The sequence below is a fragment of the Brachyspira hampsonii 30446 genome (assembly GCF_000316195.1).
Classification (GTDB): domain Bacteria; phylum Spirochaetota; class Brachyspiria; order Brachyspirales; family Brachyspiraceae; genus Brachyspira; species Brachyspira hampsonii_C.
In genome coordinates this window covers 413,925-430,331 of the sequence record NZ_JH994111.1, presented here as the reverse complement: position 1 = coordinate 430,331, position 16,407 = coordinate 413,925, and the positions used below count along the sequence as shown (strand labels likewise).

Here is a 16,407-nt window from a genome sequence, read left to right as displayed (position 1 = left end):
ATTCTAAAAAACAGTATTATTGTTATTATACAAATATAATATTGACTTTTAATATTATAGAATGTATTATTTAATAAATCTTATAAGGAGTATTCTTATTATGAGAAATATTTTTATTTCTACAGCTATTATTCTATCATTAATAATGATAGGATGTCAAAAAAGCAACAATCTAAATTACATTTTTGCTACAGGAGGAACTAGCGGTACTTACTATTCATTTGGTGGAAGTATAGCAAGTATATGGAATGCTAATATTGAAGGAATGAATGTTACTGCTCAGTCAACAGGAGCTTCTGCTGAAAATTTAAGACTTCTTAATAGACATGAAGCTGACTTTGCATTTGTACAAAATGATGTTATGGACTATGCTTATAACGGTACAGACATATTCGCAGGAGAGGTATTAACTAATTTCTCTGCTATGCTTACATTATACCCAGAGATAGTACAGATAGCTGCTACAAAATCAAGCGGAATAAAAACAATAGCTGATATGAAAGGTAAAAGAGTATCTGTAGGCGATGCCGGAAGCGGTGTTGAGTTTAATGCTAAACAAATATTAGAAGCTTATGGACTTACATTTGATGATATAAACAAATCAAATCTTTCATTTAAAGAATCAAGCGACGGACTTCAAAATGGAACATTAGATGCTTGTTTTATAGTTGCTGGAATACCTAACGCTGCTTTACAGGAATTATCTTTATCAAGCGATATAGTATTAGTTTCTTTGGAGCAGACTCAGGTAGATGAAATGATTAGAAAATACAAATATTATACAGAAATAACAATACCTGCAAATACTTATAATAATGTTAATACTGATACTAAAGCTGTAGCAGTAAAAGCTACTATTGCTGTTAATAATAATATACCTGAAGATGTTGTTTATAATTTAATGAAAACATTATTTGATAAAAAAGCTGATTTAGCAACTGCTCATGCTAAAGGCGAAGAATTAAATATTGAAGATGCTTATAAAAGCATATCTATACCATTCCATCCCGGTGCTTTAAAATATTATCAAGAATTGGGATATAATATACAATAATTATAAATATGTTGGTGTATTCATATTATTTATTTTAATTAAAATGAATACACCAAATAATTATTCTAAAAAATAATATATATATGTTAAAGAAAATTATTATATGTATATCTGTTATAATCATAATAATTATTGCTTTATTATTTGTGCCTCTATTTCCAAGACTTGTATTAAATAGTGTTAAAAATAATAAAGTTAATTTTATATTTAATATTGATAAAAAAGAGTTTATAATTTCATATACCCATTCTGTAAATAAAGGAAGAATTAGAGATTACTATATTATAAATGATAACAACGATATAGTGCTGGAAAAAACAAGATTTGTTTCTTATGGTGCCGGTATGTCGGATCCTCAGGGCGATGAAAATATAATTATTACAGATGATTACATAGAAATAAATAACATTAATAAAGTAATAAAAGATTTATATTTGTTTGTAGGTATTGTAGCGGATCACAGAATAGAATTTGATGAAAAAGAAATAAAATTAAATACTCTATTCAAACCTCAAATAAATATAAAAATACAATATAAAAAAGTTTCATTATTTAAAATGATTACAAGTGCAAGGAGAAAACAATGAAAGATAAAAAAGATATTCATATTCCAACAGTCGAAGAAATTGATGATTATATGAGCAAATATGACAGTGAATCAAGATACAGAAGATATAATGGATTTAAAAAATATTTAATCATAGCAATATCAGTAATATTCTGCTTGTTTCAATTATATTCAATACTTTCTGGAAGAATTACTGCTCAGGTTGTAAGGGCTACGCACTTAGCCTTTGTAATGCTTCTTGCATATTTGCTTTTTCCAATGAAAAAAGATATGCCTAAGGATAAACTTCCTTGGTATGATGTTATACTTGCTATAATAGGAGCTGCTTCTTGGGGTTATATTGTAATTAATTTTGAATCAATAGTAAGAAGAGCTGGTATATATACAACAACAGATATTATAATAGGCATCATAGGAATACTTCTTGTATTTGAAGCCTGCAGAAGAATAGTAGGTCTTCCTATACTTATAATATCAATAGTTTTTATTATATATGCATTATTCGGAGCTTATGCACCTGGTTTTTTAAATCATAGAGGATACTCTCTTCAAAGATTAGTATCGCATTTGTTTTATAATACAGAAGGTATAATGGGTACTCCTATAGGGGCATCGGCTACATTTATATTTTTATTTATATTCTTCGGAGCATTGCTTGATAAGACTGGAATAGGTCAGTTTTTTATAGATATATGTAATGCTATAGCAGGAGGTTTTGACGGAGGTCCTGCAAAAGTAGCTGTACTTACAAGTGCAATGTTCGGTACAGTATCAGGAAGTTCTGTTTCTAATACTGTAGGTACAGGAAGTTTCACAATACCTATGATGAAATCTTTAGGATACAGAGGAGAGTTTGCAGGTGCTGTTGAGGCTTCTGCTTCTACAGGAGGACAGTTAATGCCTCCTATAATGGGTGCTGCTTCTTTTTTAATGGCTGAAAGTTTGGGAATACCTTATATGCAGGTTGCTAAGGCTGCTATCATTCCAGCTATACTTTATTTTACAGGTATATTTATAATGGTGCATTTAGAGGCTAAAAAAACAGGGCTTAAAGGTTTATCAAGAGATTCTCTTCCTAAAATGGGTGAGCTTTTAATGAAGAAGGGATATTTAGTTATTCCGCTTCTTACTATAATATATTTCTTTGTACTTGGTAAAACTGCAATTTATGCTGGTTTAATGGGTATTATTGCTGCTGCTATAGTTGCTGTTATTAACTCTATAGTAGACATCATAATGAAAAGAAAAGTAAGTTTCGGACTTAATGATTTAATAGATGTTTTTGTTAATGCTGCCAGAAATATAATAAGCGTTGCCATTGCATGTGCTATGGCTGGAATTATAATAGGAGTTATAACCCTAACAGGATTAGGTTTAAAAATAGGTGCAGGCTTAATATCAATATCCGGAGGCATACCTATACTTTTATTGTTCCTAACTATGATAAGTTCTATTATATTGGGTATGGGTGTCCCTACTACTGCTAATTATCTTATCACTTCTACAATAGCTGCTAGTGCTATAATAGGTTTAGGTTATGAACCTTTAGCTGCTCATATGTTTGTATTTTATTTTGGTATTATAGCCGATGTTACTCCTCCTGTTGCTTTAGCTGCTATGGCTGGCGCTGCTATTGCTAAATCTGACCCGCTTAAAACAGGAATAGAGGCGACAAAACTTTCTATAGGTGCTTTTATTATACCTTATATGTTTATATTTAATCCGGATATACTTATGATTAATACTACAATTTCTGATGTTATACCTATTTTAATAACTTCTCTTATAGGTATGTTTGGGGTATCTGCTGGATTAGAAGGTTATGTATTTAGAAAATGTAAACCTTATGAGAGAATATTATTTATTATAGCAGGTCTTCTTTCTATATATCCTGAAGTTTACAGCGATATTATAGGAATAGGAATGATAGTAATATTAGTTGCTGTACAAATTCTGACAAGAAACAAAAATAAAATGAACACTGCAGCAGCATAAAATAAAAAATAGAAGGAAGTCTAATATAGGCTTCCTTATTTTTTATAATTTTTTCTTACTATCACCATATAAATTTAATAATTTTAATCCGTATTTTAAACTCATTTATTAATTAAAAAGTACAATGCATAATCTGGTATCATATTAGCAATTTATTTAAAATGCATATATAAAATCATGTGTTCATTTTACAAAAATATGTTATTATATTTGCTAATATAAGCAGGAGAAATATATCCATGGAAATAGAAATACTAGAAAAAAAAGATTTTGAAGTAATTGGTAAAGTAGCTGAGGGCGAAAGTGAAAAACATTCTCAGTGGGTTCTTCCTCTTTGGCAGAATTTTAATAAAAATATTAAAGAAATTATAAATTTAGTAAAAGTTGATGAAAATAATAATTTGGCGGGTATATGGGGAATCATGAATGATGTTGATGAGACTTTTGCTCCTTGGGGTGAAATGGGTAAATATATGGCAGGAGTAGAAGTAAAAGAAAATTCTTCCGTGCCTGAAGACTGGATAAAATGGAATATTAAAGGCGGCAAGTTCATAAAAGTAAAATGCAATATAGAAAATTACAGCAAAATATTTACAAAGATAGTAGAGGATTATGCTCCTAAAAATGGATATATAATAGTTGGAAATGTAATGGAATACTATATACCTAACAGCAAAGATTTTTATTTATTTTTTAAAATTAAAAATTAGAATTATTTTAAGGATATTAATATGCTTGATAAATTAGTAATAGCAACATCAAATAAACATAAATTAAAAGAAATAGAATCTATATTTAAAGGAAGTGTAATAAAAGAAATATTATCAATGCCCTCTGATATAGGTGAAATAATAGAAGACGGAAATACATTTATAGAAAACTCTCTTATAAAGGCTAAAGCGGTATACTATCATACTAAGCTTCCATCTTTAGCAGATGATTCCGGACTTTGTGTCAATGCTTTAGGAGGAAAACCTGGGATATATTCTGCAAGATACGGAGGAGAGAGTTTAGGATATAAAGAAAAAATGCAGATGCTTTTAGATGAATTAAAAGATAAAAAAGATAAAACTGCATATTTTGTTACTTCTGCTGTATGCGTATTAGATGATAATTATTATATAGCAGTTGAAGGCAGAGTTAATGGAAAGATAATAGAAAATCCAAGAGGTTTTGAAGGTTTTGGATATGACCCTATATTTCAGCCTGACGGATATAATATTACTTATGCTGAAATGAGCCTTGAAGAAAAAAATTCCATGAGTCATAGATCATTAGCTATGAATAAAATGAAAAATATTTTGTCCGGTATTTATCACTATTAGTTTATAATTATTAATATGAAGATAATTTTGAAAACATGATAAAAGCAAATAATATATATAAATATTAAAAGTATGATCAAAAATATTTTGCATTATTTTTAATTCTATTATATATATAGATAATAATTATATAAAATTTATTTTCTTTAAAATGTTTCGTATCATATTTCAAAACTGTTTTCTATTAATGAATATCAATAAACAGATGTTTACTATAAAATATTCTGCTTTCTACTGATGCTTTGTTTTTAAATAAATATTTATTTAAATTGGGCATATAACATATTATATATACCCAATTAAAAATAATATATTTATTTTTTTTCGTCATTTAATATTTTTTTTCTAACCGCATTAATCATAGGAAGCCCTGTATCATAATCAAGCTGACGAGGTTCATTTTCTTCATTTTCTCTCTGCCTTGTATATCCGTCATTATTCCAATTAGGCACTTTATCTTTTCTCCAAGATCTTGCAGCCCACTGATATCCTCTGTATAAATCTCTTGTTCTGTTCATATTATCCAAAAGTTTATCATGTAATTTGTTTCTAACCTCTTTATAGTTTTCATCATTTATAAGATTATTAACTTCATAAGGATCTTTCTCTAAATCATAAAACTCATCACTATCCAATAAATTAATAACAAGTTTATATCTGTCATCAACAACCGCCCTCATCATTTGAAGTCCTCCGAAACCATCATGATCAACTTCATATCTTGTAAACTCTAAAAATACCTCATCATTTATCCTCACATTAGAGTCTTCAATTTGCTTTAACATACTCTTTCCTTCAAATGCTTTAGGTATTTTAACATTCATATAATCTAGTATAGTAGGTGCTAAATCTATATGAGAAGCAGGATATGATACTGTTTTTCCCTTTTCCTTATATTTAATTATAAGAGGTATATTGGCTATTTCTTTATAAGCACATGCATTTTTCATTTGAAGTTTATGAGCACCAAGCATGTCTCCATGATCGGATGTAAATATAATCATAGCATCAGAAGCTATTTCATTTACCTTATCAATAACTCTCCCTATTTCATAATCTGCAAAAGAATTACATCCTAAGAATAAAGCTAATTGTTTAGAAGGCTTATTTATTTCATCGGCTTTTTGATGCAAAGCCTCTCCAGCCCATAATCTTTGCATAAAAGGCTTATTCTCTAAATTATCATTAAAAACTGTGTCATCATCAAATTTAAATCCCTCATACATTGTATTATAAGGTGCCGGACATAAACAAGGTCCATGCGGTTCATCATAAGATACTACCAAAAGAAAATCCTCATCTTTATACTCATCTAAAAATTTTAAAGCTCTCTCAGAACATCTATGTGCATAAGTGAAATCTTCTTTCATATCATCATTGTATGAGGTTTCAGACTGTCTGGATTTTACTCTGTCTTCTTCGCTTAGTTCATCAAGATAATTTTTCATATCATACCAATAATTTTTATCCCATCCATCAGGACAAACACCATATCCGAAATAATCTCCTCCATCAAGATGCCATTTGCCTATATATCCACAATGTATATTATTAGAAGTTAATATTTGCCCTATACTTTTTACTCCTTCCCTTAAAGAAACACAGTTGGTAACCATTCCATTAGTATGAGGAAAAGTACCTGTAAATATGGCAGATCTGGCAGGTCCACATACAGGCTGACATGTATAAGCATTTTCATATTTTATGCCGTTTTCTGCTAACTTATCTAAATTAGGAGTTATCATTTTTTTGTTTCCATAGCAGCCAAGCATATCTTTTCTTGTAGTATCTGTCATAATAAAAATTATTTGCTTTTTCATAAATTATTCCTTACTAAATATTATTTTTACAGCTATAAATGATATTACAGAAATTATAACATATATCAATGTTATAACAATAAATTTACTTTTTATATTAGACTTGTTTCAAAACTAATTTTTTATAATTTTGTGTGTACTAGCCCTACGAAGTACACAGCCGTGCTACTTAGTAACACTCCACTTCTTTTGCCGAGGCTCTGTGTGCCATGATCAAGGTACCTACTCGGTGGTTACACATACGAAGTACGTCTCGCTGTGCATGCCGACAAAGTCCACATCAAGAAACGTGCCTTTTGCAAGTGTTGGCAGGTGAAAGACTGCATATTTATATACTAAAATAATAAATTATACGACATGTAAAACACCATGTATGTAATTTTAAAATTAAATAATTTTATACTCAATCTTGTCAAGTAGTTTTGAAACAAGTCTAATATAATCAAAGAATAAAAAATATTATATTAATATTTAGTATATAAAGTAAATTTAATATATTTATTTATCTAAAGTATATTTTTGGTATTGTTATTTTACATATATCATACAAATAATACCCATATACAAAAGCCAATAAAAAAATAATATTAAATAAAAATAATTACTATTTAGTATGTATATAAACTTGACAATAAAAAAAAACTTTATATACTATATACCATGGAGAAAAGACATGGCAAAACTTCACATAGATAATGAAAATGTAAAAAAATACATATTCAATATTTCAGAAAAATTGATGAGACATTTCGACTTAGAATATGAAATTACCAAAGAAAATGAATACTTTGACCTCTATGCTTTTCATAGAAATGATTTTTTTAAGTCATTCATAACAAAATCTACAGTTTATGAAGGTTATTCTGTATTTGAGCATATGCTTTTGAGATTTGTTAAAGAATTAAAAAAAGAAGATATAGAGAATTTTCAGGAAATGCTTATAAGATTAACACCTATACTTTCAAACCCTAATAAATTTCATAAAAGAAGTGTTATAACAGGAATTATAGTAACAGAAAGCCCATTAGAAAAAGAATGGGAAAAGATGGCTAAAAAATTCTTTTATAAAGTTAATTACAAACTTTTATTTCACGGCTGGTCAGAGACACAGTATGCTATAGTGTCTATGACTGATAAAAATGTATACTTACCTAAAATGAGAAAGAAAGAGTTAAAACTTCTTCTTTCAGATTTTTAGGAGGTTATAAAAAAATATAAGGAGATATATAATGAATGCTTTCATTCTTCTATTGTTAGGTATGGTCATATTTTTTGTAGCTTACATAACTTATGGCTCATATTTAGCAAAAAAATGGGGAATAGACCCTGGTAAAAAAACACCTGCACATACTCTTAATGATGGTAAAGATTATGTTCCTACAGATGCTAAAGTATTATTAGGACACCATTTCTCATCTATAGCTGGAGCAGGTCCTATTACAGGTCCGATTATTGCTACTATGTTTGGTTGGCTTCCTGTATACTTATGGATTATATTCGGATGTGTATTCTTTGGCGGAGTTCATGATTATGGTTCATTAGTTGCCTCTTTAAGACATGAAGGTAAATCTATTGGAGAAGTTATAAGACATAATGTAAGCCAAAAAGGTAAAATAATGTTTACTCTCTATGCATTTATTACTATTTGTTTGGTAGTAGCTGCTTTCTTAGACATTACTGCCGGTACTTTTGCGGTAAATGTTGATAATGCTAGAGAATCTGCTGCTGCTGGTACTGCCAGTATGCTTTTCATTGTTTTAGCTTTATTATTTGGTTTCTTAGTATACAGAAGAGGTGCCGGCGTTGCTGTTTCTACAATAGTTGGTGTTGTATTATTAGCCGCTATCATTTTCATTTCTGATAAATTCCCATTTTTAGCTTTACAAAAAATACATTGGCAAATAATATTAATTATTTACATAATATTAGCTTCTTTAATGCCTGTTTGGATATTATTACAGCCTAGAGACTACTTATCTTCATTCTTGCTATATGCTATGGTAGTAGGAGGAGTTATTGGTTTGGTAATAATGAGACCTGCTGTTGTAACTCCAGCATTTACTAGCTTTATGCCTAGCGAAGGCAACTACTTATTCCCTATACTGTTCATTACCGTTGCATGCGGTGCAATATCAGGATTCCATGCTCTTGTTAGCTCTGGTACTAGTGCTAAACAGCTTAACAGTGAAAAAGATGCAAAATTAGTAGGATATGGTGCTATGCTTATTGAAGGTATAGTTGCTATAGTTGCTTTAATGAGTGTTTCTGCTGTTGCTGGTAATGGCGAAGGTACTCCTGCTGCTAGATTTGCTACTGGTGTTGCTACTTTTATGACTTCTTTCGGAGTTCCTCTAAGTATGGGTAAAACTTTCGTTACTTTAGCATTTGCTTCTTTTGCTTTAACTTCTTTAGACAGTGCTACTCGTATAGGAAGATACTTAATACAAGAATTAGGCGAATATACTGCTGCTGATGGAAGAGTACATAAAACTTTCTTAACTAATCCTTATATAGCTACTGGTATTACAGTATTAGTTTCTTTAGGATTTACTCTTTACGGTTATGCTAGAATTTGGCCTATATTCGGAAGTGCTAACCAATTATTAGCTGGTTTATCATTGCTTGCTGTTGCTGCTTGGATAAAAAACAGACAAAAAAGAAATTCTTGGGAAAATATTATTCCTCTAGTATTCATGTTTGCTGTTACTCTTTCAGCTCTATGCTTAGTTGTTTATACTAATGTTATGAAAGCTACTTTCGACGGTTATGTATTAGCTGCTATAGCCGCTGTTATGATAATATTAGCTGTTATAGAACTATTCATTACAGGTCAATGGGCTCGCGGATTATCTAAAGAAACAGCTTCTAATCCTAATGATCCTATTAAAAATAAATAATCTTATTTAATTATATAGTTTTCCCCTTTCATAAAATAATTATGGAAGGGGTTTTTTATTAAGTATATTAACACTATAATAGACTTGTTTCAAAACTACTTGACAAGATTATATATGAAAATTTCGTAATTTTATAATTTATAAAATAATGTTTTACATGTTTTATAAATTATTATTTTAATATATAAATATGCAGTCTTTTTGCTTCTCGCCGAAGGCGTACTTCGTATGTGCCAACAAAAGAAGTGGGGGTTTTGCGAAGCACGCAGAGCGGGGCACGACTGTGTGCTTCGCAGCAAAGCCCCAACTATAATCAAAAAATATTAAATTAAAAAACTATAAATATTAAAAATTTGAGTTTTGAAACAAGTCTAATATAAATCAATTTTTTAATCTAATTAAATTTCTTACTTTGTCGATATAGTATAAGACTCATATTTTAAACAAAGGTGAATATTTTCTGATATTATGTCTAATAAGAAATTTAAACTAAAAGAAGAGAAAGCTGTATTTGCTGATATTAGGTCTGCAATATCTATAGCAATATTTGACAGTGAAATTAATAATTATGACGGCGGCGTTGATACTGATGTGAGAAGAGCTGTTATGTACAATAAAATAGTATTTGAAAATTTAGTAAAGCGTCTGTTCTCATATCAAGCAAGCAGAGAGGATAAAAAAGACAGATTAAAAGAACTTTCTATTATAAAAATGATAAAAAACGAAAGCAATTCAATATCTAAAGAAAGGATTTACTATATAGAAAATCCAAATGAACAAACTTTTGAATTTTTAAATGATGTTTTGGATAAAGATAAAAAGGTAAGAGGATACAGTGAATATATATTATATTCGCTATTTAATCATTATTTTGACTATATAAAAAATTGATAGTTTTAAATATTATCCTTAGAAAATAAAGAGGATCATATTATTATGAAAAAAATTCTTTCAATAATTATAATATCTATTTTAATATCATTATCATCTATACTGTTGGCACAGAATGCCGCTCCAAACGATGAAAGAAATATTGACAGAGAATTTTATAATGCAGAAAAACTTTTCTTCCAAAAAAAATATAATTTTGCAAGAGAGGCATTTCTTTTATATTTGAAAAGAAGACCATTATCAACAAATGATATGCTTTATTATTATATAGGAGCATGCTATTTCCAAGATAAACAATATGAAAATGCTATAAATTATTATAAATTGGCTTTTGATATAAATGATTCATATTCATATTGCAATAATATAGCAAACTCATACTATCAGTTAAAAAATTATGAAGATGCTTTGCTTTGGTATAATAGATCCATAGAAAGACTTCATTCACCATATATAACTAAATTAAATCATGAGGTATTGACTAATTATACAGTTTCACAAAATGTAGTAACAAACACAATATTTATATTTGATGTTAATAATACTGCTTCTAATGAATCTGCTACTAATATATCAATAACTTCAAATGAATCATTAACAAATGAATTTATATCAACTAATATAACTGCCACTGCTATAACTACAAACACATCAGCAACAAATTTATCATCTGATACCAATGCAATATCTGATGCCATAAATAATCTTAATGCAGCAAATGAAAACATTAAAAATACATTGGACAGCACATTTACAAAACTTCCATTATTTACAAATGTAGTTATAACAAATACATATACAAATAATTATGAATTTACAAATACAACTGTAATATTTGAAGCAAATGCTAATTTTAATTTAGAAGTAGTAAATCCTTCAGTATCAGAAACTGCACTCCCTCCTGATAATGTTACTAATGAAGCAGCAGCAGGAGATTCAAACACTGTTTCTATGTCTACCAATTCAACAGTTACAGGTTCTACTTATGTAATAACAGAAGAAAATCCATTTATAGTAACAAATATAGTTATAATGACTAATGTTATGGATACTAATGGAAATATGGTAGAAATAAAAACGAATATAGCTTCAGTAGACGCTTATAATACTTGGGCTTTATATTACAGTGCATATCTCAATATGGGACATACTTTTTTAGCACTTGGCGAAATAACTAATGCGGCTATATCTTATGAAATATTTTTAACTAATGTAGGAAATGATTATTATCAGAAAGAATCTTTAGAAAGAGTTATCTCACTTATAAGAAGTAATGATACATCAATTAAATTTATCCCTTTTACTAATAATCATAGAGTGAATACAAATAATGACGGAAGCATAACAACAGAAACTATATTCCCTAATTTTGATTATGAAAGAGAAACTATATATCCTAATGGTGTTAGAATAATTTATGAAAATGGAAAAATAGAAAAGACAAAAATGTATTCTAATAATTATGAAATTTCAGATACAATATACCCTTACGGAAAAAGAGAAATAGAAACAGTATTTGAAAATGGAGACAAAAGATTAGAAACATATATGGCAGATAATTCAAAATCTGTCAATACAAAAACTTCTGCCGGCGATACTTTTGAATATACTTTATATCCGGACGGTTCATTTATAAATAGAAAAACTTTAGACAGCAACAAAGCATTTGTAGTGGAAAGATCCGACGGTTCTATAACAACAAATTATAAAGATAATAACGGAGCATTCTTCTATACAAGAAGTTTAGACGGTACAGAGGTAAAAAGAACAGAAGATAATCTAGGCAATATTACAACTGAAACTAAAAGGGTTGACGGAGCTGTTATAGTAAAAACAGAGAATCCTGACGGAAGTTATGTAGTAGTTGCCAATTACATAGACGGAAGCATAGGAACTACAACAGTAGATACTAACGGAACAAGCAATTTAAAAATAGTTTATCCTGATGGAAGAGTTGAAGAAAGAAACTCTACAGGAGCAGGAGCCGGCACATTCTCATACAATGTTAAAGCTGATGACGGAAGTATTATAACAAAAACTTATAATGATGACGGTTCATTTACTGTTGTAACTAAAAAAGTTGACGGTACAGTAATAACTGATACTGTTGCAGAAGATACTACAAGCGAAATAAAAATGCCTGACGGTACTACTATAAAAAGAATAATTAAACAAGACGGATCAAAAGAAACTACTACTATTAATAGTGATTCAAGCACCGTAACTGAAATTATAGCAGCAGATTCAAGCAGTATAACTACAACAGTCAGACCTAATGGTTCAAGCACTGTAGTAATAAAAGATACTCTAGGAAATACGGAAACAACAACAACAGAAGCAGATGGAAGTACCTCAACTACAAAAACCTATACAGACGGCAGAACAACAGTCAATGATATAAGAGCCGATGGTGTTACTATAGATATAGTAAATGATGGAAGAAATAAAACTACTGTGGCAAGAGATGCCGAAGGATATGTACTAGAAATGAAACAGTACAGAAATGAAGATCCTGAAATAACTTTGCTTGATTATTTAGGGGAACCTGTAGAAGCAGAAATTGCTAAAACTGTAATTAGAAGAATGGATTTAAATATAAGAGTAGAAGATATTGATAACCTTAAACTGCCTCCGCCACCGCCTGAACCGGAACCTGCAGAAGATACAACCGTTACAGATAACACAGCTGCAGAAGATACAGCAAATGATACTGTTACAGATGATACAGGAAATATGGCTAGTGATACTGTTACAGATGATACAGCTGCAGGAGATACAGCAAATACTGATAACACTGCAAATGATGCGGCTGTAGGAGATACAGCAAATACTGATAACACTGAAAATACCTCAGATAATGATACTGCTGGTACAGATAACACAGTATTACCAAATTAAAAATTAAATAAAATTAATAAAAAAGAGCCATGAAATTACGGCTCTTTTTTTTATATTCTAATAATTATTTATATTAAAATAAACCTTTTATCTTACCATTTTCATCTATATCTATATTGCATGCAGCAGGTATCTTAGGAAGTCCCGGCATGTCTATAATACCTCCAGCCATAGCAATGATAAATCCCGCCCCTGATGCAAGTTTTATCTCATCAATATTTAATGTATAGCCTTTAGGAGCATTCAATAAAGCAGGATTATCAGATATTGATTTTTGAGTTTTTGATATACATATTGGAAGATTTCCAAATCCCATATCTTCTATCCTATTCATCATCTTTAAAGCCTTATTAGAAAATTTAACATCACCTGCCGAATATATTTCTTTACATATAGTTTCTATTTTTTCTTTTATACTCTTATCCAATTCATATAAAGGTTTATAATTTGATTCCTTAGAAGCCGCTTTCAAAACTTTATGAGATAAATCTATTGCCCCTTCTCCTCCTTTAGCCCAAACTTCGCATAATGAAATATCAACTCCTATACTCTCGCAATGTTTTGTTATGCATTCTATCTCTTTATCTGTATCAGAAACAAATTTATTAACAGCAACTACCACAGGAATATTATATTTATGCATATTCTCAATATGTTTATCCAAATTCTCAAAACCTTTATTTAAAGCATCTAAATCTTCTTTATTAATATCAGAAGCTCCGCCATGATGTTTTAATGCCCTTATAGTGGCAACTAATACTATACAATTAGGCTTTAAACCAGCCGCACGGCATTTTATATCAAGGAATTTTTCAGCTCCTAAATCCGCAGCAAAGCCCGCCTCTGTAATAGTATAATCAGATAATTTTAAAGCCATTTTTGTTGCAAGTATAGAATTACATCCATGAGCAATATTAGCAAAAGGGCCTCCATGAACTATAACAGGCGTATTCTCTAGTGTCTGAACTAAATTAGGTTTTATGGCATCTTTAAGCAATGTACATGCAGCACCTTCTATTTTTAAATCTTTTACTCTCAAAGGATTATCATTTATATCATAAGCAAATATAATATTTCCTATTCTCTCTTTTAAATCCATTAATGAATTTGATAAGCAAAGTATAGCCATAACTTCAGAAGATACAGTAATTTGAAATGATGACTGCCTTACAAATCCGTTCTCACTTCCTCCAAGACCTATAACTATATCTCTTAATGCTCTGTCATTCATATCCAAAACTCTTTTAAATACTATCTTATTAAGATCTATTTTTAATTCATTTCCCTGCTTAATATGATTATCAATGCAGGCAGATATTAAATTATGGGCACTGCTTATAGCATGAAAATCTCCGTTAAAATGCAAATTAATATCTTCCATAGGTACAATTTGAGAATACCCTCCTCCGCATGCACCTCCTTTTATACCAAATACAGGTCCGAGAGAAGGCTCTCTTAAAGCAGCAACAGCATTCTCTCCTATTTTATTTAATCCCTGAGTAAGTCCTATTGTAACGGTTGATTTTCCCTCACCTGCCGGTGTCGGAGTTATTGCAGTTACTAAAACTAATTTTCCATCATTTTTATCTTTTAATTTATTTAATAATGATAATTCTATCTTTGCCTTATATTTTCCGTATACCTCATAATCATCATCTGATAGTTTTAGCTTTTCAGCTATTTTTTCTATTCTTTCTAATTTACACTCTTGAGCTATTTCTATGTCTGTTTTCATATATACTCCAATTAAACAATTTTTTATATGCATTCAAAATATACTATAATTTTAAAATATTTGATAGTTATAAATTTTTATAAAATAAAAAAATATTATTGAATTTTGTCAAATTATTATTATAATCTTTAAAAGTTTTCAATATTTACAGGAAATAAAATTTATTTAAAAAAGGATTACCAATGGATAAAGTAAATATAAGCCTTATAGGTGTAGGAAGAATGGGACAATTCCATTTAAATGTTGTAAGTCAAATAAATCAAATAAATTTATCAGGTATATATGATGCTGATGAAAATCATTTAAACGAAATATCAAAAAAATTTAATATAAGGAAATTTAATAGTATAGATGAAGCAATAGATAATGCTGATGCTGTTATAATAGCAAGCCCTACAATATATCATTTTGAAATAGCGAAAAAAGCTTTAGAAAAAGGAAAACATGTATTAGTAGAAAAACCAATGACAGAAACTTATACTCAGGCTTTAGAATTAGAAGAAATTGTAAAACAAAAAAATGTTATATTTCAAGTTGGGCATGTTGAAAGATTTAATGGTGCCGTACAGGAACTTCATCATATAATAGAAAAACCTTATTTAATAGAAGCTAGAAGATTAGCACCTTTTACACCTCGTATTGCCGATGTAGGGGTTGTATTTGATATAATGATTCATGATTTAGATATAGTAACTTCTTTGGTGAAAAAACCTGTAATAAAATTTTCAGCAAGCGGAAAAAGAATCAGAACAAAAAATGAAGATATTGCAAGTGCATTATTAGAGTTTGAAGATTCAACTATAGCAACTATAAGTGCAAGCAGAGTAACTCAAGAAAAAATAAGAACTTTAGCCATTAGTACAGAAGAAGCATATTTCTTATTGGATTATGCCACTCAGGATATAACTATACATAGACAGGCAGCAAGTCAAAGTAATATAAAAACATCAGTTGGTATTAATTATAAGCAGGAATCTATAATAGAAAGAGTATTTATACATAGAGATAATCCTCTTAAATTAGAAGATGAACATTTTGCCAACTGCATACTAGGAAAAGATAAAAGATTCGTATCTATTGAAAATGATGTTAATACTATAAAATTAACAGAAAACATTCTAAAAGAAATTAAAAAAACTTGGTAATAAATTTTAATCTTAATAAAAAATAATTGCTTAATATAATTGAAGCAAATTTAATTATACTAAGCAATTATAATAATAG

The 16,407-nt window shown here is 29.3% G+C and carries 12 protein-coding genes; 10 read left to right on the top strand and 2 right to left on the bottom strand.

What is annotated here, in order from left to right; translation table 11 throughout:
• Positions 1–100 precede the first annotated feature (100 nt).
• The 5 genes from A966_RS06795 to rdgB all read left to right on the top strand — a co-directional run bounded on the left by A966_RS06795 (position 101) and on the right by rdgB (position 4,942).
• Entirely contained in the window at positions 101–1,054 is a 954-nt protein-coding gene (locus A966_RS06795; RefSeq protein ID WP_008723937.1) for a TAXI family TRAP transporter solute-binding subunit, read from the top strand.
• Positions 1,055–1,137: 83 nt separating this feature from the next.
• Positions 1,138–1,641, top strand: coding sequence for a DUF1850 domain-containing protein (locus A966_RS06790; protein WP_008723935.1), 504 nt, complete (start codon positions 1,138–1,140; stop codon positions 1,639–1,641).
• Positions 1,638–3,617 carry a TRAP transporter permease gene (locus tag A966_RS06785; protein WP_008723933.1) on the top strand — a complete coding sequence of 660 codons (1,980 nt, stop codon included), beginning with the start codon at positions 1,638–1,640 and terminating at the stop codon, positions 3,615–3,617. The genes A966_RS06790 and A966_RS06785 overlap by 4 nt, the downstream gene beginning before the upstream one ends.
• Before the next feature lie 239 nt (positions 3,618–3,856).
• Positions 3,857–4,327, top strand: a complete 471-nt coding sequence (locus A966_RS06780; protein WP_008723931.1) for a GyrI-like domain-containing protein — start codon at positions 3,857–3,859, stop codon at positions 4,325–4,327.
• Between the two features lie 21 nt (positions 4,328–4,348).
• Positions 4,349–4,942: an RdgB/HAM1 family non-canonical purine NTP pyrophosphatase gene (gene rdgB, locus A966_RS06775; protein ID WP_008723928.1), complete on the top strand. Its 594-nt coding sequence runs from the start codon at positions 4,349–4,351 to the stop codon at positions 4,940–4,942.
• A 314-nt stretch (positions 4,943–5,256) separates the two neighbouring features.
• Here the strand turns inward: rdgB and A966_RS06770 are convergent, their stop codons facing one another.
• The gene (locus tag A966_RS06770) at positions 5,257–6,762 is read right to left on the bottom strand and encodes a sulfatase-like hydrolase/transferase (RefSeq protein WP_008723926.1); all 1,506 of its coding nucleotides are present in this window, start codon (positions 6,760–6,762) and stop codon (positions 5,257–5,259) included.
• Between the two features lie 673 nt (positions 6,763–7,435).
• On the opposite strand from A966_RS06770, the gene A966_RS06765 reads away from it, so the two are divergent.
• The 4 genes from A966_RS06765 to A966_RS06750 all read left to right on the top strand — a co-directional run bounded on the left by A966_RS06765 (position 7,436) and on the right by A966_RS06750 (position 13,448).
• Complete coding sequence (locus A966_RS06765) at positions 7,436–7,960, top strand: hypothetical protein (RefSeq protein ID WP_008723923.1); 525 nt, start codon at positions 7,436–7,438, stop codon at positions 7,958–7,960.
• A gap of 31 nt (positions 7,961–7,991) precedes the next feature.
• Complete coding sequence (locus A966_RS06760; RefSeq protein WP_008723921.1) at positions 7,992–9,659, top strand: carbon starvation CstA family protein; 1,668 nt, start codon at positions 7,992–7,994, stop codon at positions 9,657–9,659.
• Between the two features lie 468 nt (positions 9,660–10,127).
• Positions 10,128–10,550, top strand: coding sequence for a hypothetical protein (locus A966_RS06755; RefSeq protein ID WP_008723919.1), 423 nt, complete (start codon positions 10,128–10,130; stop codon positions 10,548–10,550).
• A gap of 45 nt (positions 10,551–10,595) precedes the next feature.
• Entirely contained in the window at positions 10,596–13,448 is a 2,853-nt protein-coding gene (locus A966_RS06750) for a tetratricopeptide repeat protein (protein WP_008723917.1), read from the top strand.
• Between the two features lie 73 nt (positions 13,449–13,521).
• Here A966_RS06750 and A966_RS06745 read toward each other — a convergent pair whose 3' ends face one another.
• Positions 13,522–15,183 (bottom strand): formate--tetrahydrofolate ligase, encoded by a 1,662-nt coding sequence (locus tag A966_RS06745; protein WP_008723915.1) that lies wholly within the window; start codon positions 15,181–15,183, stop codon positions 13,522–13,524.
• 182 nt (positions 15,184–15,365) lie between these two features.
• Between A966_RS06745 and A966_RS06740 the strand changes: the two genes are divergently transcribed.
• Positions 15,366–16,328 carry a Gfo/Idh/MocA family protein gene (locus tag A966_RS06740; protein ID WP_008723911.1) on the top strand — a complete coding sequence of 321 codons (963 nt, stop codon included), beginning with the start codon at positions 15,366–15,368 and terminating at the stop codon, positions 16,326–16,328.
• Positions 16,329–16,407 lie beyond the last annotated feature (79 nt).